The organism is Staphylococcus ureilyticus (assembly GCF_002902235.1).
GTDB lineage: Bacteria > Bacillota > Bacilli > Staphylococcales > Staphylococcaceae > Staphylococcus > Staphylococcus ureilyticus.
The window spans coordinates 1-20011 of the sequence record NZ_PPRL01000141.1 but is presented as its reverse complement, the minus strand read 5'-3'; the positions used below and the strand labels follow the sequence as shown (position 1 = coordinate 20011).

Below are 20011 nucleotides of genomic sequence, written 5' to 3'. Positions count from 1 at the left end.
AGTCGTGGCTTTGTAAATCATTGTTAATCATATAAAATTAGAACCTGAGATATTCATATCTCAGGTTCTAATTAGGTAGTTTATCTATTCATCTTCTTTATGTCGCTCTTTATTTTCAATTAATTTTAAGAGCGGTCTATAATCATCATCGATTAATCCTGTAAATTCAACAATGAGTTCAATCGTAATGAGTATGAGCACAAGCATCATGAGTACACCCCATGGTTGTGATAAATACAAAATAATACTTGAAAGACTAAATAACAACGCGATTGAATATATCAGTATTACTGTTTGACGATGTGAATAACCTAATTCTAGTAATTTATGGTGTAAATGCGATTTATCCGCTTGCATAATACGTTGCCCTTTTTTCACACGTCGTATCATAGCAAATAAAGTATCTATGAACGGTACTGCTAAAATAACAATCGGGAAAAATAAAGACACAAACGTAATATTTTTGAAACCTAAAAGCGAAAGAAAACCAACAATAAAACCAACAAGCAATGCGCCGCTATCACCTAAAAATATTTTAGCCGGATGAAAATTAAAACATAAGAAACCTAATAGCGCACCGATAAGCACACTACAGATCATTATGATAAATATATTTGCCTGTAATATTGCGATGAAACCAATAGTCATCAGAGCGATAGTTGCTACACCAGATGCCAAACCATCCAATCCATCAATTAAGTTAATCGCATTGGTAATCGCTACAATCCATATCACAGTAATTGGAACACCTAAAATACCAAAATGTATTGTCGGTCCAATCGGTAATGAGATGAAATCTATGGTTACGCCGTAGTAAACGACAACCAGTGCTGCAATCACTTGTCCTAATAATTTTAAGATTGGCGTTAAATCATAGATATCATCTATTAACCCTACTAAGTAGATTAATACTGCTCCAATGACAAGTGGCTTCACCTCTGTTTCAATTGGATGCCCTAACCAAATCCCCAATAAAAAGGAAAGTAGTATCACAGTACCTCCTAAGACAGAAGTTGGTTTTTTATGTACTTTCCTAAAATTAGGCTGGTCAACGACGCCCAATTTATGGGAAACCTTTATGACAATGGGAGTAAGTATTAAACTGACAATCATTGAAAAAATGATTAATAATAACGTATACATCAGTTCACCTTCATTAATTTAAGTCTTTATAATTTTGAATTTGAGTTTAAAGTCTCTATAAATATTCTAAATATGAAATCATATTTGGTTATGGATATACACTTGTATATTTTCAAAACATAGTTCACTTGATATATGTATCGAAAATTCTATAAACGATTCAATTAAGTCTATAATACACGATGTACTTTTAGTAATACAAATAGTAATGTAATCATTAGCAGAGTTCAACGCCGAAATTCACTTTCTTTTTTATAGAATAATCAATTTATATATTTTACAATCACTCAAATAAGTATTTTAACATGAATTTTAAACGAATGTTATTAATTTCTAAATATCAATGATGACAAAATGTAACTTTTCACTTACAATGACTAAGTGTTTATTTAAAGGAGCGTAAGAAAAATGTTTGAAGCTATTATTTATAATATTGCGGTCACTGTCGCAGGAATTTATTTATTCCACCGATTACAGTACTCTGAAAATAAGAATATGGTGTTTTCAAAAGAATACGTCACGATTTTAATGACCATTGTAGCATTATTATTATCTGTTAAACCTGTCCCTATCTTTAATGAGTATGTCCTCTATTTATCTTTTGTGCCGATTTTATTTTTAGGTAGATATACAAATATGGTTTATACAGTTTTAGCAGCGTTTATCGTATCTTTAGTTAATGTATTAATTGGTGATTATACGATTATAACTGCAATGATTTTAATTGTAATAGCCATCATTGTTGGAGCAATAGGTCCATTTTTAAAACAAAATGATATTATCTCATTACAAATACTCAACTTAATTACGCTAGTCATATTTGTCATCTTATCATTGATTAGTCCGTATTATGAATTTAAAGAAGTACTATATATGATACCGTTATCATTCGTTTTAACCATCACTTCTTCGATTACATTCGTAGATATTTGGCATTTCTTCTCATTAGTAAATCGCTATGAGAATGAAGATAGATTTGATTATTTGACTGGTTTAGGCAATGTTAAAGAATTCGATAGACATTTGAATGAAACTACACGCATTGCAGAAGAAAATGATGAAAGCTTAGGTTTACTACTCATTGATATTGATGGTTTTAAAGATGTTAACGACATGTATTCACATGATTCAGGTGATGCTGTATTACGACAAATCGCACAATTATTAAAAAACTATGTGCCTGAACAATTTAGCATTTACCGTAATGGTGGTGAAGAGTTTTCTGTAGTATTATATGACTACACACTAGACCAATGTGTTAAGTTAAGTGAAAGTATCCGTAAAGGCGTTGAACAATCTACTTTCCATTTACCAAACAAAGAAATGATTAAATTATCAGTCTCTATTGGTGTCGGATACCTAACTAAAGATGATTATAAATCTCAACGTACCGTCTTTAAAGTTGCAGATGATATGTTGCATATGGCTAAAAATGAAGGTCGTAATCAAGTGATGTTTAACCCTATAGTTAAATTATAACTAAATAAATGTATTTTCAAAGCTTGGGATAATTTAAATTATATATCTCAAGCTTTTTAATTTATATCATGGAACGGTCTATTCAAATATGGCGAATTCAACATAATCCATAACAAATCACTTTTGAAAGTAACGTGCTTAAATCGTTAGTGTACACATGCAAATATGCTTAAGCTATAACAACTCATATGCATGACTTCAATATTTTTTATAATTAAACATATCATTTATAAATTTAAGTTTGTTACAATATAGGTGGTTAATGATAATAACAATCTGTACTGAAATAAATACTATTGAAAGTTACCTTAGTACACGGTAAACTTTCTATTGATTGATTTACAAAAAATTTAGGAGGTGCCCAGCTATGTCTGATTCGATCACTATCATTGATGAAGATAAAGTGATTGACGTTGTGCTCATCGCAGGCAGAATATTGCTTGAAAGTGGCGCTGAAACTTATCGCGTTGAAGATACGATGAATAGAATTTCAGCAAGTTTTGGCTTAGATGATACGTATAGTTTTGTAACATCTACAGCGATTATATTTTCACTCAATAACCGTACAAATACAAGACTTATCCGTATACGTGAGCGTACGACTGATCTAGAAAAAATAGCATTAACAAATAGTTTATCTAGAAAGATTTCTAGTAATCAATTAAGTATAGATGAAGCAAAATCTGAACTCATACATTTACATCATGCATCACTACAGTTTTCATCTATCACTAAATTTTTTGCTGCCGCCATAGCTTGTGGCTTCTTCTTATTTATGTTTGGTGGAGTTATGAATGACTTCTTTTTTGCAATTCTTGCAGGAGCTGGTGCATTTTTAACTTTTGACTTTGTTCAACGTTATATACAAATAAAGTTCTTTTCAGAATTTATTAGTGCTGCAGTTGTGATTACGATAGCAGCTTCATTTTCAAAATTAGGTATGGCAGCAAACCAAGATATTATTACCATTGCAGGTGTCATGCCATTAGTTCCTGGTATTTTAATTACAAATGCTATTCGTGACCTTATGGCAGGAGAACTCATCGCTGGTATGTCTCGCGGTGTCGAAGCGGCACTAACATCATTTGCTATAGGCGCTGGTGTTGCAATCGTATTATTAATATTTTAAAAAGGAGTGCTCAAATGGTCATTGGCTATTATGTCTTACAGTTTATTATTAGTTATTTAGCAACGATGCTATTTTCTGTTATTTTTAATGCACCTCGACGTCTCCTTTTAGCTTGTGGTTTCGTTGGTGCTATGGGATGGATTATTTATAAAGTAACCCTTGATTTAGAATTAGGCAAAGTTATGGCTTCATTTCTAGGGAGTTTTATATTAGCAATTATGAGTCATACCATGAGTAGACGTTATAAAAGACCAGTCATCATCTTTATTGTGCCTGGCATTATTCCGCTTGTCCCTGGAGGACTTGCGTATGAAGCAACACGTTACTTAGTGAGTAACCAATATACACATGCCGTCAATACATTTCTCGAAGTAACACTTATTTCGGGTGCAATTGCTTTTGGTATTCTGTGTGCAGAGATTATTTATTATATTTATACACGCATAAAACAACATATTGGTAAAATGAATGGTAAAATATATAAGAAATCATATAATATGAATAACAGAGCATAAGGGGTGTTTTTATGAAAAATGATATTATTGAACGACTTACGCGATATGTCAAAATTGATACACAATCTGATCCACTTTCAAATTCAACACCTTCCACTAAAAAGCAGTGGGATTTATTGGATTTATTGAATGATGAATTAACTGATTTGGGTTTAGAAACTGATGTTGATGAAAATGGCTATTTATTTGCAACATTAGAAAGTAATGTAGACGAAGTTATCCCGACTGTCGGTTTTTTAGCACATGTTGATACTTCACCTGATTTCAATGCCACAAATGTCAATCCACAAATCATTGAGCGTTATGATGGGAAACCAATTCAGCTTGGTGATACAAATCGAGTTTTAAGCCAAGATGTCTTTCCTGCAATGAAACAAGTAGAAGGACATACTTTAATGATCACAGATGGTACTTCGCTATTAGGAGCAGATGACAAAGCTGGCGTCGTTGAAATTATGGAAGCTTTAAAACATTTGACGTCGCATCCAGAAATCAAACATGGTCGTATCAGAGTAGCTTTTACACCGGATGAAGAAATCGGTAAAGGGCCACATGCATTTGATGTCGAACGTTTTAATGCTGACTTTGCATATACAATGGATGGTAGTCAATTTGGTGAGTTACAATACGAAAGTTTTAACGCTGCAGAAGCGACTGTAACTTGTCATGGCGTGAATGTTCATCCAGGTTCCGCAAAAGATGCGATGGTCAACGCTGTACTTTTAGGCCAGCAATTCAATGCACTTTTACCACAAAATGAGGTGCCTGAACGTACAGAAGGTTATGAAGGTTTTTATCATTTAATGAAATTTGATGGTGATGTTGAGAAAGCAAAGCTTTACTATATTATTCGTGATCATGATAAACATGAGTTTGATTTACGTAAAAAACGTTTAGTAGAAATTAAAAATGATATCAATAGTCATTTTGAAGATGAACCCATTGAAGTTGAAATAAACGATCAGTATTACAATATGGGAGAAAAAATCAAGCCTATGCCACATGTTATAGATATTCCTAAACGTGTCTTTGACAAATTAGATATCCCAGCTAATACTGAACCAATCCGTGGTGGTACAGATGGTTCACAACTTTCATTTATGGGAATGCCAACCCCTAACATTTTTACTGGCTGTGATAATTTCCATGGTCCTTTCGAATATGCATCTATTGATGTCATGGAAAAAGCGGTTGACGTTATAGTTGGTATCGCCCAAGAAGTAGTAGTAACTTATCAAAATAATAAGTAATATTAGTACCATATAGAGCGCTAGCTCAGGTAATCCTTAATATTGCCGCTCAATTTATTGCGTTATTAAGGCTTATGCTTGAGCTAGCTTATGTAATCACTTTTTACTTGCCAGGGTGGAACGACGAAATCTTTTTAATATAATCAGATTTCTGTTCCATCCTCTTTTTTAAATTTATGTTTTATCATTTTGGTTATGCATACATTTCTAGTCCACGTTCCCATACCTTTTGCAATGTTATGCTTGCTTAAACCTACAATGCCATCAGGTGTCATCGTTATAATGGTGCTATTTTTCATCATCTCCAAACGCTATTAAAAAAACCGTCAATTTCTATTGTAAATCTACAGAAATTGGCGGTTTTACTTGGTACAAGTTGTTCAGGACAATTTTGCCGATGTTAAATTAGTAATTTTATCGTTCTAGCACATCTATAGACAACGATGCATACTTGTTTTATTGATTAACATCAAATTGTGTTTTCAATAACTTAATCGCTTGAACCGTATAATGTCTAATTTGAATGCCCATTTTAAAATCTGTAAAGGATTGCGGCATTTCGATAAATGTATTAAACATTGCTGTTACACCCATCGATTCAAACAAATCAAATTTATCATCAGTAGCACAAATGGCAATCGACGGTTTATTATATTTTGTAGCTAACTCAGCTAAGCGAACGGTCGTCGTTTCTAAAATTTGATCTTGTTCGTTCACACCTTCACCAAATATTATTAAATCTGCTTGTTGAATTAATGATTCTAAATGTGTAATCTGATCCACTAGTTCATTACTTGTCATAATCTCAGCATCATATAAGCCGTTTAACACTGCAGCTATACCTCCACCAGCGCCACCTCTTTGAATAGGTCCTAGTGCGATTTTCAATTCAGCTTTAAACATCTCACTTAAATACCAAATTAAATTATCTACCTCAGCCGCTTCTTGATGCGAAATTTGGTAATTTTCATATGTTTGCATAATTTCACTATTTTTACCATATAATTTACTATCAAAATCTGACATAAGTTGAATTCTCATATCTTTCAATTTTGGATTAACTTGAGAAACATCTATACGTCTAATATATTTTAGTACACGACTGCCTTGCGTAACATCGATTTCTTGCGCTTCGTCATCATAAAATTTAGCTCCGAGTGCTTGAAGCATGCCAGCACCACCGTCAAAACTACCAATAGCACCTAACGAAATAATTAAATGTTCAGCACCATTTTCTATTGCATCAAGTATAATTTCACCTAAACCATAACTTGTTCTTTCTATAATTGGTCGTTGTCCTTTTAAAAATAGATTGCCTTCAATAATTGTCATGCCATTATCTGTAATACCATAAACTGCTTCTACTTCATTCATATCTGCATCATGGGCAACCACTCTGTATTTGGTACCTGATTGCCATAAAAAGACAGAATCCATCAATTCATGCCGACCATTAAACAACGGTACTTGTACGATATCCGCTTTCTCTATTTGGCTAGCAACCGCTTCTTCTACATACCGATTGGCTTGATAGCTAGATATAATACCATTAAATTCATCCATCGCTACTAATACTTTCATTTTGTCACCTCTAATATTCATATTACCTTACATTTTTCATAGCTTTATTTTTAAATTGACTCGAATACCACGCCTGATAAAATGATCAATATTCAATTACCGTGGATTTATGACTAATTCAACTTTATATTATACATGCCAAAACACAATTTTTCACATTATAAGAAACGCTTGCTAAACCTTTTAATATAACTTAAAGCTTAACAAGCGTTTCTTTTTTAAATATTTATTTTTTTACTCTTCAGCGCCTGCCAAAGATTTCACATTAATATGATCGTGACTTGCATTCCAAATCGCTTGTCCCTTCACAAAATAAAATGCTTGTGGCGATTCATGTTTTACATTCGTTTTTTCTTCTATATAATCTGATAAAGCTCTTTCTTGTTGTACGATTAAATAATAACCATCCATATCTCTTTCATATAAAAATTTGTTAAATTGATCAATAGCATTGGCTGAAATAGGACATGTTTCACTATGTTTCAGCACAAATACATATTTATTTTCTTCTAAAACTTGCTCAAACTGGTCAATCGAACTCAGCTTTATAGCCATTCTATTCACCTCTAAAAATATTTAACACACCACATTGTATCTAAAAGTGTGAAATTCCAATGATATTCACATATCATTGTTTCCAATTATACACAATTACCTTTTTATTGTTAACAGTTTATTACAAATCTCATAACTTAACTGGATAATTTATTATTGATATTTACCTTTTATTTCGGCATACTTTTTATTAAAATCCTTATCATATTGTTTTAAATCTTTACTTTCTTTCGGTAATTGATTAATGTCTATTTTAGCTATTGCTTCACCAATTTCAATTGTCTCTTCTCTTGTTTCATAGTAATTTTGTAAGCTGTAGTACATCTCAATCGTATTTTTACGCGCATCATTCACATAACCATCTGTAATTTCTGCCTTATTTAAGTCTTTAATTTGTTTTTTTATTAATGGCATAATTTGATTTTCAATGGCTTGTTGCTCTGATTTAGCACTTCTAGCATTCGATTCTTTTTCCGCTGTATTTTTTAAATCTTTATTATTTTGTTCTAACTTCTCTTTAAAGCCTTTAACACTTTCACCTGCATTATTAGCTTTTTTCATATTTTCTTCTACTTGTGATCTATTCTTTTCGAAAAGTTTTGTATAATCTAAAATATCTTCATTTGCTTTAACTGACTGATTGTATAAATCAACAAATGTTTTAAGTTCATCAATCGCAGCTTTTTTCTTTTTGATTGATGTTAAATATTTAGATTTTAATTCCTTGGTTTCTTCGGACTGTGCTGGCAGATTTTTTGTAGCTTTCTCATATGCTTCAAATTTAGGTATTAACTTGCTATTCAAATTGTTTTGCAATTGATTAAATTCTTTTTTGTTTTTATCAGTCATATCTGTTTTACTTAAATCATTAATGTTTTCTAAATCAATAGAATCCATTTCTTTATTGAACGCCTTTTCTTTTTGCTTTACATCATTTAAAGTGCTATCAAAATCTTTAAATTCGTTGGCACCTTCATGTCCGCAAGCAACAATTACGACAGCAAAACAAACTAATAAAACAAAGCACATTAATTTTTTCATTTCTGCACTCCTTATCATTACGTATTATACAGAAACTTATTTAACTTGAAAATAATATATGATATATTATTCCAGAATTTATAGTTTAACAATTTATTTTGATCATTTAAAGGAGTGATTTAATTCAATGTATTCGGATGTTCAACCTTTTATCAAAGAAGATGTTCAGCAAACTTTTATTAAACAATATAAGATGCTACGTCATAAATTATTGACCCTTTTAGATACACCAGTAAAAACAACACATCATATTGGAGGGACTAGCCACTTCAACTACCCTACTGAACCTATTTTAGATGTATTAGTAGGGGTAGATGATTTACATGATATCACTGCTTTAGATGAAAAAAGACTAAATTATCAAGGTTTTTATAGACTTCATCATCCATATCACAAAAAAGTAGTTATGGCTCAATTTAATAATCTCATTGATTTAAAACAAATTGCTCGATTACATATTGTTCAAATAGACTCACAACTTTATAATGATTATCTGAAGACAAATTATTATTTAACAATCAATGCATCTTCAGCAACTCACTTCGGAAAACAAAAGTACAATTTAGCAACTGATACAGCGCCAATTCGTGAATACGAAAATCAGAAACAATTACTTTTTAAACAACTACTCCGTGAAATTAATAAAGATTTATCGAACACACATCACTAACGTTTAAACATTAAAAGAATAAATAAACTGAATCGTTTTCAATAAAGCGATATACTGTTTAGCAAACAAGTTAAATCATTGGTATAATATATAAATGAATTCAACAGGAAAGGATGTTCTATAATTGCATAAAGATGACATCTTAAAAGAATTAGAAGCAATAGTTCCAAAAAATATTATAAAAGTTGACGAACCACTAAAACGCTATACATACACTGAAACGGGAGGTCAAGCAGATTATTACTTATCTCCAACGCAAAATGAGCATGTACAAGCTATCGTCCATTTTGCTTACACAAACGATATCCCCGTCACGTATTTAGGGAATGGTTCAAACATTATTATCCGAGAAGGTGGAATTAGAGGCATTGTCATCAGTTTACTCCAGTTAGATTATATTGATGTTTCAGATGATGCAATCATCTCAGGAAGTGGTGCTGCAATTATTGATGTATCACGTACTGCACGAGACAATGCACTAACTGGATTGGAGTTTGCCTGTGGTATCCCAGGGTCAATTGGCGGTGCTGTATTTATGAATGCGGGGGCTTATGGTGGTGAAGTCAAAGATTGTATCGATTATGCCCTATGCGTTAATGAAAAAGGAGACTTAATCACACTAACAAACAAAGAGCTTGAGTTAGATTATCGTAATAGTATCGTTCAAAAAGAACACTTAGTTGTATTAGAAGCTGCATTTACATTAACGCCTGGCAATCTACAAGATATCCAAGAGAAAATGGATGATTTGACTGAAAGAAGGGAAACAAAACAGCCACTAGAATATCCATCTTGTGGCAGCGTCTTTCAACGACCACCAGGACATTTTGCTGGTAAATTAATACAAGATTCAAATCTACAAGGCTATCGCATAGGTGGCGTAGAAGTATCAAAGAAACATGCAGGTTTTATGGTAAACGTAGATAAAGGTACTGCAACTGATTACGAAGATTTAATACATCACGTACAAAAAACAGTTAAAGCTAAATTTGATGTTGAACTTCATCCAGAAGTTAGAATCATCGGTGAGCATCCTATTGAACGTTAGGAGTGTTATAAGATGCCAAAAATATATGGTGCAACTGTAGATAGCGAGACACGTTGTACACACTACCATACACCGTTAGATGTAATAGCAATTAAATTCAAATGCTGTAATAAATATTATCCATGTTATAAATGTCATAATGAAGACACCTCTCACCCAATACAGAGATGGGAAACTGAAGAGTTTAATACAAAAGCTATTTTATGTGGTGTATGTAAACATGAAATGACAATCAATGCATATATGTTGATTGAAGCTTGTCCAAACTGTGATGCCCATTTTAATAATCGCTGTAAATATCATTACAGCACGTACTTTTCTATATAATTGGCGTTTAACAATAAGAGCGAGACAGAAATTTATTTTTCTAATTTCTGTCTCGCTCTTTGATATATTCAAATATCGTAAATCCATCCTAAACATGGTAAAGGCAAATTCTCTTAAACACTATCTTCTTATTGAATGTTTATTTTGTCCTTTACAAATTGTACAAACGCTTCTGCATCACCTTTTTGTATATCTTTCATCGGCATTGGTCCAATATTAAATGTGAAATGAATGCGACCGTCTTCGTATGTAATTTTCTCTACTTCATCATAACCTATACTTCTATAATAGAATTCCCCATTCATATCTACATTTAAAATAATGCGTTCGTTTGTAGCAATAAACGCACCTTCAAATTCTGTAGAACCTTGTACAGAATACTCTATCGTACCCAATACACTAGGTCCTTTCTTTTCTGTTGGAAATAAATCATTTGGGTTCACATTATCTAAAATCATTTTTATGTCACCTTCTTTTACTATTTTTATTCATTATACAAGTTTTTAAATCAATTTATTACTTAAGTGCTCAATGTCATTTTAGTACTGAGCCAAGCGAAAAGCAATTGAGATTAATCAAGCGCATTCCTGTCACATTTAATAACTATTGGTAAGCAAGACTATACCATATTAAAAAAGCAGTGAATTCACGTTTAAAGTGATTTTCACTGCTTTTAGTATACGTTATTAAGACAATCCCCACTTATGACTATTACTATTTTTTATCTATTGCTTTCTCAACTTCTTCAATTTGTTTAATTGCAGTTGTTGTTGAACCACTTGAGAAGTACCAAAGTTTTGGATCCAATTCATATACTTTATTATGTTTAATCGCATCAACATCTTTGATGACATCATTGCTCAATGCTTTTTTAGCAGTAGATTTACCTGCTACAGCTTGTCCGCGGTCCATCGCAAAAATAATACCAGGATTTTTTTCTGCAACATATTCATTTGTAACATTTTGTCCATGATTACTTTCTTTAATTTCTTTATCTGCTGGTGTAAAGCCCATTGTATTAAATATCATAGAACCAAAACGTTCACCTGGACCAAATGTTGATAATTCACCTTCATTTACTAATAAATATAACGCTTTTTGATCTTTTAAATCTTTTGTTTTTTCTTTTATACCTGCGATTTTATCGTCTAATTTTTTATTAAGAGACTTAACTTCATCTTCTTTTTGATAAATTTTACCTATTTTTTCAGCGTTGGCTTTAAGCGACTTAACTTCATCTTTATTATCTACGCCTATGTAAACAACTTTAGCATCTGGTGCTGCTTTTTTAAATTCATCCAAGTTTTTTTGGTTAGCTGTACGTCCAGATATGAATATTACCTCAGGTTTTGCTTCTGCAACTTTGTCAAAATTCACTTCTTTCAAACTACCAGTATTTAAATATTTATCACTTTTAAATTCACTTAAGAAATCTGGTAATGATTTAGCATCTTCACCTTTAGGAAGTGCTTTAACTTTATCTTCAAGCCCTAACTCTTTTAATGTATCTAATGCACCATAATCAAAGACAACTGCATTTTTAGAATTTACTGGAACATCAACTGATTCTTTTACAGATTTTGCGTCACTGCCATCACGCTTTTCGCCATTAGCTTTATAATTATTTTCTATCTTAACTGTTTTATTTGATTCATTATTATCTGATTTTGTGTCAGATGACTTTTTGTCGTCTGAACCTCCATTATTACATGCTACTAATAAAAACATTAAACCTATAACCATAAATAAAGCAAATTTCTTCATATGTTTAATCCTCCTGGAATAATAAAGTTAATCACCATTTCAATATGCCTTTTAAAATGAACAACGTTGCAGTTGCATCACTCCCTTCATTAACAACCATTTCATTTTAGACTGATTGTAATATCGATAGTTCATACTCTGCTGTTTCTTCATCAAAATATACACAAATACGTTGTCCGCGAATGTCTTCAATTTTAACGTCCATATCATATAGTGTCTTAAGCGTATCTTCTTGTATAACTTCATCTTTAGTACTTGCTTTGACCATTTCTCCATCTTTCAATGCAATGATGTCATCTGAATAGCACGAAGCAAAATTAATATCATGTATGACAACAACAATAGTTTTATTGAGTGATTTAGCAAGTTGACGTAATGTTTTCATAATTTGAACTGAATGTTTCATGTCTAAATTATTTAATGGTTCATCAAGCAAAATATACTCTGTGTCCTGTGCTATCGTCATAGCTACATATGCACGTTGTCGTTGACCACCTGACAATGTTTTTAAGTAACGGTGTCTAATTTCTTTAAGATTCAATAACTCAAGGGCATACTCAACTTGCGCTCGATCCGCCTCATTTAAGCGTCCTTTCGAATATGGAAATCTTCCAAAATTAACAAGTTGCTCCACAGTAATATTTAACTCAGTATGATTGGCCTGTTTCAAAATAGATAATTTTTTAGATAACTCATTACTTTTATATTCAGATATAGCTTTCCCCTCAATCTCAATAGTTCCTTTATCGAAATCAATCAAGCGTGTGATTGCTGATAATAAGGTACTCTTACCAGCGCCGTTTGGACCTATCATTGAAGTTAAACGCCCTTTACTGATTTCTACATTAATGTCATTTAAAATCGTTTTATCTTGAATCGTTTTAGTCAATCCTTGAACACGTATCAATTCGCATGTCTCCTTTTAATTAATAGATAGATAAAGTACGTTCCACCTACTAAGTCTATAATGATACTCACTTGCGTCGTCGCTTCAAATAAATTTTCCACTACACACTGTGCAATAAATAAACTCAACCAACTTAAACAAATCGTTGCCGGTAATATATATTTATGTTCATAGGTTTTCATCAATTCGTGTGCTAGATTAACTGTTAACAATCCTAAAAATGTAATTGGACCTACCAATGAAGTAGAGATGGATACTAATATCGCAACAAGTATAAGTAATAATCTTGTAATCATTTTATAAGACAAACCTAAATTAATTGCTTGGTCTTTGCCTAATAAAAGTACATCTAAATATGGTATCGCAATCACTGTAATAAGGATTAATATCATTAATATAACTCCGCACAGCATCACCAATTTACTATTGGAAGCATCAAAATTGGCAAACATTGAACTCTGAACTGCCAAAAAGTCTTCAGGATTAATAATCAGTTCTAAAAATCCAGTGATACTTCTGAAGAAAGTGCCTAAAATAACTCCTATGAGTAAAATAAAGTATATTGACACATCACCAATTCTAAAGATGCCTTGAAATAGTAATAATGAAAATACAACCATTACTAACAGTGAAGTAGCAAAACTTAAATATATATTAGTAACAAATGCAGACTGTACACCAAACACAAATACTAGCAATACTTTCACAAACATATATACAGCATCAAGCCCCATAATCGACGGTGTTAACAAACGATTCGTTGTAATTGCCTGAAAAATGACTACTGAAGCTGCAATTGCTCCACCTACCAATAGCATAAGTACTAATTTTCTAAAACGGCTGATAAACTGGTATCTAAAAATTTCGAAATCAATACCGATGAAAAGATAAATTAAAGCAACACATAAAGTGATAGCGATTAATATCATTAACTTTGATTTAGCACTAATCTGCATAATTATGTCTTCCTTTCATCAATAAGATTAAGAAAATAATCGTGCCAAAAACACCAATTGTTAAACCAATATTTATTTCATATGGATAGACAATAATCCTACCAATTATGTCAGAAAACATAACAAATACTGCCCCTAACATTGCTGTATGAGGCAATGCTTGTTTTAAATGATCACCTCTAAAAATTGACACAATATTCGGAACAATGAGGCCTAAAAATGGTAATGTCCCCACTGTAACAACTACAAGCGCTGTTATAGTCGCAGTGATAAATAAACCAATATTTATTATTTTTTCATAGTTAACGCCTAAGTTATTACTAAAATCTTTCCCCATCCCTGCAATCGTGAAATGATTAGCAAATATATATGTAAGTATTAATAAAGGAATGCTTAAGTATAATATTTCATATCTACCACTTGTAATGATAGCAAAATTTCCGTTAAGCCAGTTGCCTACACTTTGTACAGTATTCGTTCTTAGAGCAAGAAATGTCGCTAAGCTAGACACAATACCACCAAGCATAATACCTAAAAGTGGAATAAAAATAACATCTGTGAATCGTATGTACTGTACTAATTTAACAAATAAGAATGTGCCACCGATGCTTAATATTACTGCAAATATTAATTTAATAATAATATTCTCTTGTGGAAAAAATATCATTGATATTAAAATACCTAACTTGGCCCATTCCATTGTCCCTGCTGTCGTTGGACTCACAAATTTATTTTGCATCATCTGCTGCATAATAAGTCCAGAAAGCGCTAAAGTACTGCCAGATATTAAGATACTTATAGTTCTGGGGATCCTACTAGACACGATGATATTTACTTGTTCATGCGTTAAATGAAAAATATCAGTAATCGATACTTTACTAACGCCTATAAATAAAGAAAGGATAGTTAAAAAGAATAAAATAATAGCTAAGACAACGCCATTTAGTAAAAATTTCATAGTGAGTAATTAATCCTTTCATAAACGCTATATCGTATTGAATGTGATAATCATTATCAATACCTATAAATTAAATTTTATCATCTTTGCAAGTAAATTCAATAGCAATAATAGAGATTATCAAAACAATTCTCCATTTATGTCAAAAATAACTAAATTAGAAACTAAGACATTTAATCAAGTACTTTCATTTTATACTCAAGTATTTATAGAAATTTTTGTCGTTTCACTTGAATCACTCATTTAACTATTACGTAAGACAAAATTAGTGTTCGAATTAATTGTATTGGCATAAAATTTGTAAATTGTAGTACATCGAACGAAACTTATACAAATTAAAAAAACGTCAATTTCTATATAATTTCAATAGAAACTGACGTTTATTGGTGATTAAAAATTGCTTATATTTCAGACATCTGCAATCACTAAATTTTATATTATTATGATAGTTGAAATGGTGGCAATTTAGTCTTCAAAAATAAAATCTTCATCTTGTAATGCTTCAACGTTTAGCGCTAATGTATAACCATCACCTTTAACAGAGAAGAAATCATGGTTTTTTGTAGATGTATCTAGCGCATTTTCGATAATTGGATTAAATTCTCTCTCTTCAAAGTACGGATCAAATCCAAGGTTTGATAATGCTTTGTTACCATTATATCTTACATAGTTAAGCACATCTTCAGTTAAACCGATGTCATCATATAAAGATTGTGTATAAGAAACTTCGTTTTTATATAATTCATCTAATAGTTTATACATTTCTTGATCTGCTTGTTGTTTTTCACTTTCAGACAATTCATTTCGTAAACTTTGCGCATCCATCCCAGTAAACACACCATGAATAGATTCATCTAATAAAATTTTACGAATGATTTCTCCTGAGGTTGTCATTTTACCTTGCCCAGCTAAATATAATGGGTAATAGAAACCAGAATAGAATAAAAATGTTTCTAGAAAAACACTTGATACACGTGCGATATATTGATCATAAATCGATGCTTCTTTACCCCATAATTTATGATAGTTATTTACAATTTTATCCGATTTAAATTTCAAATGTGGCTCTTCTAGGACCCATTTATCTAATAAGTAGTTTGTTTCGCTAGATGGTAATAAAGTTGTAAAGATGTGAGAATAACTTTTAGCATGAATTTGTTCCATCATCGCCATAAAAGAATAAACCGCTTTTTTACGTAAATCTGTAGTATGTAACATGATTAATGGCATGCCATCATCTGCTTGGTGTGTATCCAGACCAGTTAAACCTGCTAATGCTTTTTTAAATGCATTTTTTTCTTCATCGGATAATGTTTTCCAACTTGCAATATCTTTTGAAACTTTAAATTCAGTTTCTACCCACATTTGCGAAATATTTTGTCGCCAAAACATATTTGTCATATCTTCTTGAGTATTCCAATTGACTGCTTTCATTTAGATAATTCCCCTATCTAGTAAATATTTATTTGAATTATAAAACACAGAAAGTGGGACAGAAATCTAAATATATCTTTAGATTTTCTATCCCTCTGCATAAGTGACTCTATTTCTATAATGTTGATACACTTTAATTTAAATCATGTTCACTTAATGCATTACCTTTTTGTTTTTAAAACATATGCGATATTTCAAGATTCATATTTCCTTGTTCATTAAATTAGATAGCCTCGTTTTATATTGCACAACTCGTACATTCTTCAACACTTAATAATTTATTTCTAGTGTAATATAAAGATTTCAACCCTTTATGATGTGCATAAACATATAATCTAGATAATTCACGTGTTGATATCTCTGAGTTTACATAAAGAATTGTAGAAATACCTTGATCCACATGTGTTTGGATCGTAGCAATTAAATCGATTAATTTCATTTGATCAGTATTGAATGCAGATTTGTAATACCACATTGTTTCTGGTGATAAGAATGGCATTGGATAAAACGTTTCTGCATTACCGTAAGTACGACGCTCAATTTGGTCAACTATCGGCATAACTGAACTTGTCGCATTTTGAACATAAGAAATGCTTTGTGTTGGTGCAATCGCTAAACGATATGCGTGGAATAAGCCGTGAGTTTCAACTTCTTTTTGTAATGCTTTCCAATCTTCCGGTGTAGGAATTTCTAAACCTTCAAATAATTTACGTACTTTTTCATATTTTGGTGCAAACGTTTGCGAAGTGTAAAACTCAAAATATTTCCCATTCGCATAATCTGATTTATCAAAGTCTTTAAATGTTTCTTGTCTATCTTTTGCAATTTCCATAGATCTTTCAATTGAATAATAGTTCATCATCATGAAGAATATGTTAGCAAAATCTTTTGCTTCTTCAGATTCATAACCAATTTTATTTTTAGCTAGATAACCATGTAGATTCATAACGCCTAATCCAACTGAATGTAATTCACTATTAGCTTTTCTAACACCTGGCGCATTTTGTATATTTGCTTCATCACTGACCACTGTCAATGCATCCATGCCTGTGTGCACTGAATCTTTAAATTTTCCAGATTCCATAACATTAACAATATTTAAAGATCCTAAGTTACAAGATATATCACGTTTTATTTCGTCTTCGATACCATAATCGTTAATAATAGACGTTTCTTGTAATTGGAAGATTTCTGTACATAAGTTACTCATTTTAATTTGACCAATATTAGAGTTAGGATGTACTTTATTCGCATTATCTTTAAACATTAGATAAGGATAACCAGATTGCAGTTGTGTTTGTGCAATCATATTTAGCATTTCACGAGCGTCTTTTTTCTTTTTATCAACATTTGGATTGGCTACTAAACTTTCGTAGTATTCATCTAAATTAATGTCATCTAACGTTACACCATATTCATTATAAACTGTATGTGGTGCGAACATATAAAAGTCTTTACCTTCTTTTGCCAGTTCAAAGAATTTTGAAGGTACAATTAAACCAGTAGAAATAGTTGATAATCGCAAATCTTCATCCGCGTTAACTTTTTTAGTATCTAAAAATTCTTCTACATCATAATGGAAAATATTTAAGTACACTGCACCAGCCCCAGGACGTTGTCCTAATTGGTCAGCATAGCTAAATCCACCTTCAAGGGATTTAGCAACAGGTAATACACCTTTTGCCACGCCTTTAATACCTTTAATCGCTTCTCCTCTAGCACGCAATTTAGATAAGTTGATAGCAACACCGCCACCAATTTTACTTAACTGTTTCGCTGTAGAATCTATAAAATTGATTGAATTTAAACTGTCGTCTACTTCAAGTAAGAAACATGATACAAGCTCACCACGACGCGCACGCCCAGCATTTAAAAACGTTGGCGTTGCTGGTTGGTAACGTTGTTCAATCATAGCTGAGATAAGTTGTCTAGCTGTCGGTTTATGACCATTTGCTAGATATAGTGCAACAATCACAACATGTTGCTTATAATCTTCTAAGAACTGTGTTTTATCGTTTGTCTTCAACGCATAGTCTTTAAAGAATTTACTTGCTGACATATAACTGGCAAAACGAAAGTCAATACTTTTAGCATAATCTGTAATTTCTTGTAAATCCGCTTCTGAATATTTTTCAAAAACGTCAAAATAAAAATCGTTATCCACGAGATAATGTAAGCGTTCAATTTCAGTATCAAAATAGATTGTCTTATCTTGAATCTCTTCTAAATAAACTGCTAGCGCTTCTTGATCCTTTTCCAAATTAAAGAAACCATTATCTTTTCTTTTTGTAACCTCATTGTTTAATTCAATATGATTGTATTTCTTCTCGTCCATAATCTTCATTGAAATTTCCCACCTTATCTTTAAATTCATCTATATCATCTGCAGTGCCCTGTACTTCAAACTTCAATAATAATGGAACTTGGTAACGTTCCGAAATTGATCGTCCAGCTTTTGCGAAATTTTGTCCCCAATTACGGTTTCCGCTAGCTGCAACAGCTTTTAATAAATCATCATTTACTTCTAAAAACGCTTGAACTGGTTGGGGTACCTCACCAAATCCTATTGTCCCAGTGACCAAAACGAATGGCTCCTCAATTCTCTCTGAACAATTATTTTGCGTGATTTCCATAACATTTGTCAGTTCGGTTTTTTTTATAAATCTGCGCACATTGCCGGAAAACGAAAAATATACCACTTTCATTGGCTCACCTTCTTTCTAATAGAAATACGTAAGTTGGAAAATCAAAAATTGTAAGGCTTTCGAGGTGTTGCTTTTGAATGTATTAAATGATTGAAATAACCACTATATATAGTAACTTGTAATTCTATAAGTAGGTATGTAAAAACTCAATATTTAAGTATTAATGCCTTATTTGTCATTATTTAAAGCCTGAAACTGTGTGATTTTACTTAAAATTTGATTTATTATAAATAAATTGACCACGTATCAAAACACAATATATAGTGTTTCGTCCTGGCCATTAATACTATATTATGTGTTTCATTATACATAACTCATCGCCTTATTAAAAGTCTTTAATTTATGTCAAAACAATGAAAACAGTATGAAAATGGCACCAATTCAACCTTAAACTCAATTTTAAATTTTTAAAAAATATTTTTTCGACTTTTAGAGGCTCAATGCTTGCTTTTTTTAATTTCTTTTTAAAGCTTGATATATCTGGATTATCTAGCCATAGGCCTTATATATTGCGCTTCATATATTATATTTTAGAACTAATTGGTATAC

Annotated in this window: 20 protein-coding genes; 7 read left to right on the top strand and 13 right to left on the bottom strand. The window is 31.6% G+C overall.

Translation table 11 applies throughout. The features are described from left to right. Nucleotides 1-84: 84 nt before the first annotated feature. Nucleotides 85-1143 carry a glycosyltransferase family 4 protein gene (locus tag CD150_RS12015; RefSeq protein WP_070039105.1) on the bottom strand — a complete coding sequence of 353 codons (1059 nt, stop codon included), beginning with the start codon at nucleotides 1141-1143 and terminating at the stop codon, nucleotides 85-87. 408 nt (nucleotides 1144-1551) lie between these two features. On the opposite strand from CD150_RS12015, the gene gdpS reads away from it, so the two are divergent. From gdpS to pepT, 4 genes are all read left to right on the top strand, one after another. After that, on the top strand, nucleotides 1552-2622 hold the full coding sequence (gene gdpS / locus CD150_RS12010) for a GGDEF domain-containing protein GdpS (protein ID WP_046207422.1): 1071 nt from the start codon (nucleotides 1552-1554) through the stop codon (nucleotides 2620-2622). Between the two features lie 367 nt (nucleotides 2623-2989). Next, nucleotides 2990-3751, top strand: a complete 762-nt coding sequence (locus tag CD150_RS12005) for a threonine/serine exporter family protein (protein ID WP_046207421.1) — start codon at nucleotides 2990-2992, stop codon at nucleotides 3749-3751. A 14-nt stretch (nucleotides 3752-3765) separates the two neighbouring features. Further along, complete coding sequence (locus CD150_RS12000; RefSeq protein WP_046207420.1) at nucleotides 3766-4266, top strand: threonine/serine exporter family protein; 501 nt, start codon at nucleotides 3766-3768, stop codon at nucleotides 4264-4266. Nucleotides 4267-4277: 11 nt separating this feature from the next. Then, the gene (gene pepT / locus CD150_RS11995; protein WP_073343189.1) at nucleotides 4278-5516 is read left to right on the top strand and encodes a peptidase T; all 1239 of its coding nucleotides are present in this window, start codon (nucleotides 4278-4280) and stop codon (nucleotides 5514-5516) included. 143 nt (nucleotides 5517-5659) lie between these two features. On the opposite strand, the gene CD150_RS13495 is transcribed toward pepT, so the two are convergent. The 4 genes from CD150_RS13495 to CD150_RS11980 all read right to left on the bottom strand — a co-directional run bounded on the left by CD150_RS13495 (nucleotide 5660) and on the right by CD150_RS11980 (nucleotide 8693). Beyond that, a complete protein-coding gene (locus CD150_RS13495) occupies nucleotides 5660-5815 on the bottom strand; it encodes a hypothetical protein (protein WP_164996910.1) in 156 nt (51 codons plus the stop codon). Between the two features lie 157 nt (nucleotides 5816-5972). After that, nucleotides 5973-7097 carry a glycerate kinase gene (locus CD150_RS11990; RefSeq protein ID WP_103161626.1) on the bottom strand — a complete coding sequence of 375 codons (1125 nt, stop codon included), beginning with the start codon at nucleotides 7095-7097 and terminating at the stop codon, nucleotides 5973-5975. Between the two features lie 234 nt (nucleotides 7098-7331). Beyond that, the gene (ytxJ, locus tag CD150_RS11985) at nucleotides 7332-7652 is read right to left on the bottom strand and encodes a bacillithiol system redox-active protein YtxJ (protein WP_019469507.1); all 321 of its coding nucleotides are present in this window, start codon (nucleotides 7650-7652) and stop codon (nucleotides 7332-7334) included. Nucleotides 7653-7805: 153 nt separating this feature from the next. Next, a complete protein-coding gene (locus CD150_RS11980) occupies nucleotides 7806-8693 on the bottom strand; it encodes an EMYY motif lipoprotein (protein WP_073343194.1) in 888 nt (295 codons plus the stop codon). A gap of 127 nt (nucleotides 8694-8820) precedes the next feature. Here CD150_RS11980 and CD150_RS11975 point away from each other — a divergent pair, with 127 nt between their 5' ends. The 3 genes from CD150_RS11975 to CD150_RS11965 all read left to right on the top strand — a co-directional run bounded on the left by CD150_RS11975 (nucleotide 8821) and on the right by CD150_RS11965 (nucleotide 10738). Further along, the gene (locus tag CD150_RS11975; protein WP_046207416.1) at nucleotides 8821-9363 is read left to right on the top strand and encodes a GrpB family protein; all 543 of its coding nucleotides are present in this window, start codon (nucleotides 8821-8823) and stop codon (nucleotides 9361-9363) included. A gap of 124 nt (nucleotides 9364-9487) precedes the next feature. After that, nucleotides 9488-10411: a UDP-N-acetylmuramate dehydrogenase gene (gene murB, locus CD150_RS11970; protein WP_046207415.1), complete on the top strand. Its 924-nt coding sequence runs from the start codon at nucleotides 9488-9490 to the stop codon at nucleotides 10409-10411. Between the two features lie 12 nt (nucleotides 10412-10423). Next, nucleotides 10424-10738: a CHY zinc finger protein gene (locus tag CD150_RS11965; RefSeq protein WP_070657651.1), complete on the top strand. Its 315-nt coding sequence runs from the start codon at nucleotides 10424-10426 to the stop codon at nucleotides 10736-10738. A 128-nt stretch (nucleotides 10739-10866) separates the two neighbouring features. On the opposite strand, the gene CD150_RS11960 is transcribed toward CD150_RS11965, so the two are convergent. The 8 genes from CD150_RS11960 to nrdI form a co-directional block, all read right to left on the bottom strand. Beyond that, a complete protein-coding gene (locus CD150_RS11960) occupies nucleotides 10867-11196 on the bottom strand; it encodes a PH domain-containing protein (RefSeq protein WP_046207413.1) in 330 nt (109 codons plus the stop codon). 256 nt (nucleotides 11197-11452) lie between these two features. Beyond that, on the bottom strand, nucleotides 11453-12502 hold the full coding sequence (locus tag CD150_RS11955; protein WP_073343197.1) for a ferrated catecholamine ABC transporter substrate-binding lipoprotein SstD: 1050 nt from the start codon (nucleotides 12500-12502) through the stop codon (nucleotides 11453-11455). A gap of 106 nt (nucleotides 12503-12608) precedes the next feature. Further along, a complete protein-coding gene (locus tag CD150_RS11950; RefSeq protein WP_046207411.1) occupies nucleotides 12609-13409 on the bottom strand; it encodes an iron ABC transporter ATP-binding protein in 801 nt (266 codons plus the stop codon). Beyond that, nucleotides 13406-14365: an iron chelate uptake ABC transporter family permease subunit gene (locus CD150_RS11945; protein WP_073343200.1), complete on the bottom strand. Its 960-nt coding sequence runs from the start codon at nucleotides 14363-14365 to the stop codon at nucleotides 13406-13408. Before CD150_RS11945 ends, CD150_RS11950 begins: the two co-directional genes overlap by 4 nt. Next, a complete protein-coding gene (locus tag CD150_RS11940) occupies nucleotides 14355-15323 on the bottom strand; it encodes an ABC transporter permease (protein WP_073343203.1) in 969 nt (322 codons plus the stop codon). The genes CD150_RS11945 and CD150_RS11940 overlap by 11 nt, the downstream gene beginning before the upstream one ends. A 465-nt stretch (nucleotides 15324-15788) precedes the next feature. After that, nucleotides 15789-16757, bottom strand: a complete 969-nt coding sequence (nrdF, locus tag CD150_RS11935; protein WP_019469517.1) for a class 1b ribonucleoside-diphosphate reductase subunit beta — start codon at nucleotides 16755-16757, stop codon at nucleotides 15789-15791. 238 nt (nucleotides 16758-16995) lie between these two features. After that, on the bottom strand, nucleotides 16996-19101 hold the full coding sequence (nrdE, locus tag CD150_RS11930) for a class 1b ribonucleoside-diphosphate reductase subunit alpha (RefSeq protein WP_046207408.1): 2106 nt from the start codon (nucleotides 19099-19101) through the stop codon (nucleotides 16996-16998). After that, nucleotides 19064-19462, bottom strand: a complete 399-nt coding sequence (nrdI, locus tag CD150_RS11925) for a class Ib ribonucleoside-diphosphate reductase assembly flavoprotein NrdI (RefSeq protein ID WP_046207407.1) — start codon at nucleotides 19460-19462, stop codon at nucleotides 19064-19066. Before nrdI ends, nrdE begins: the two co-directional genes overlap by 38 nt. Nucleotides 19463-20011: the final 549 nt, after the last annotated feature.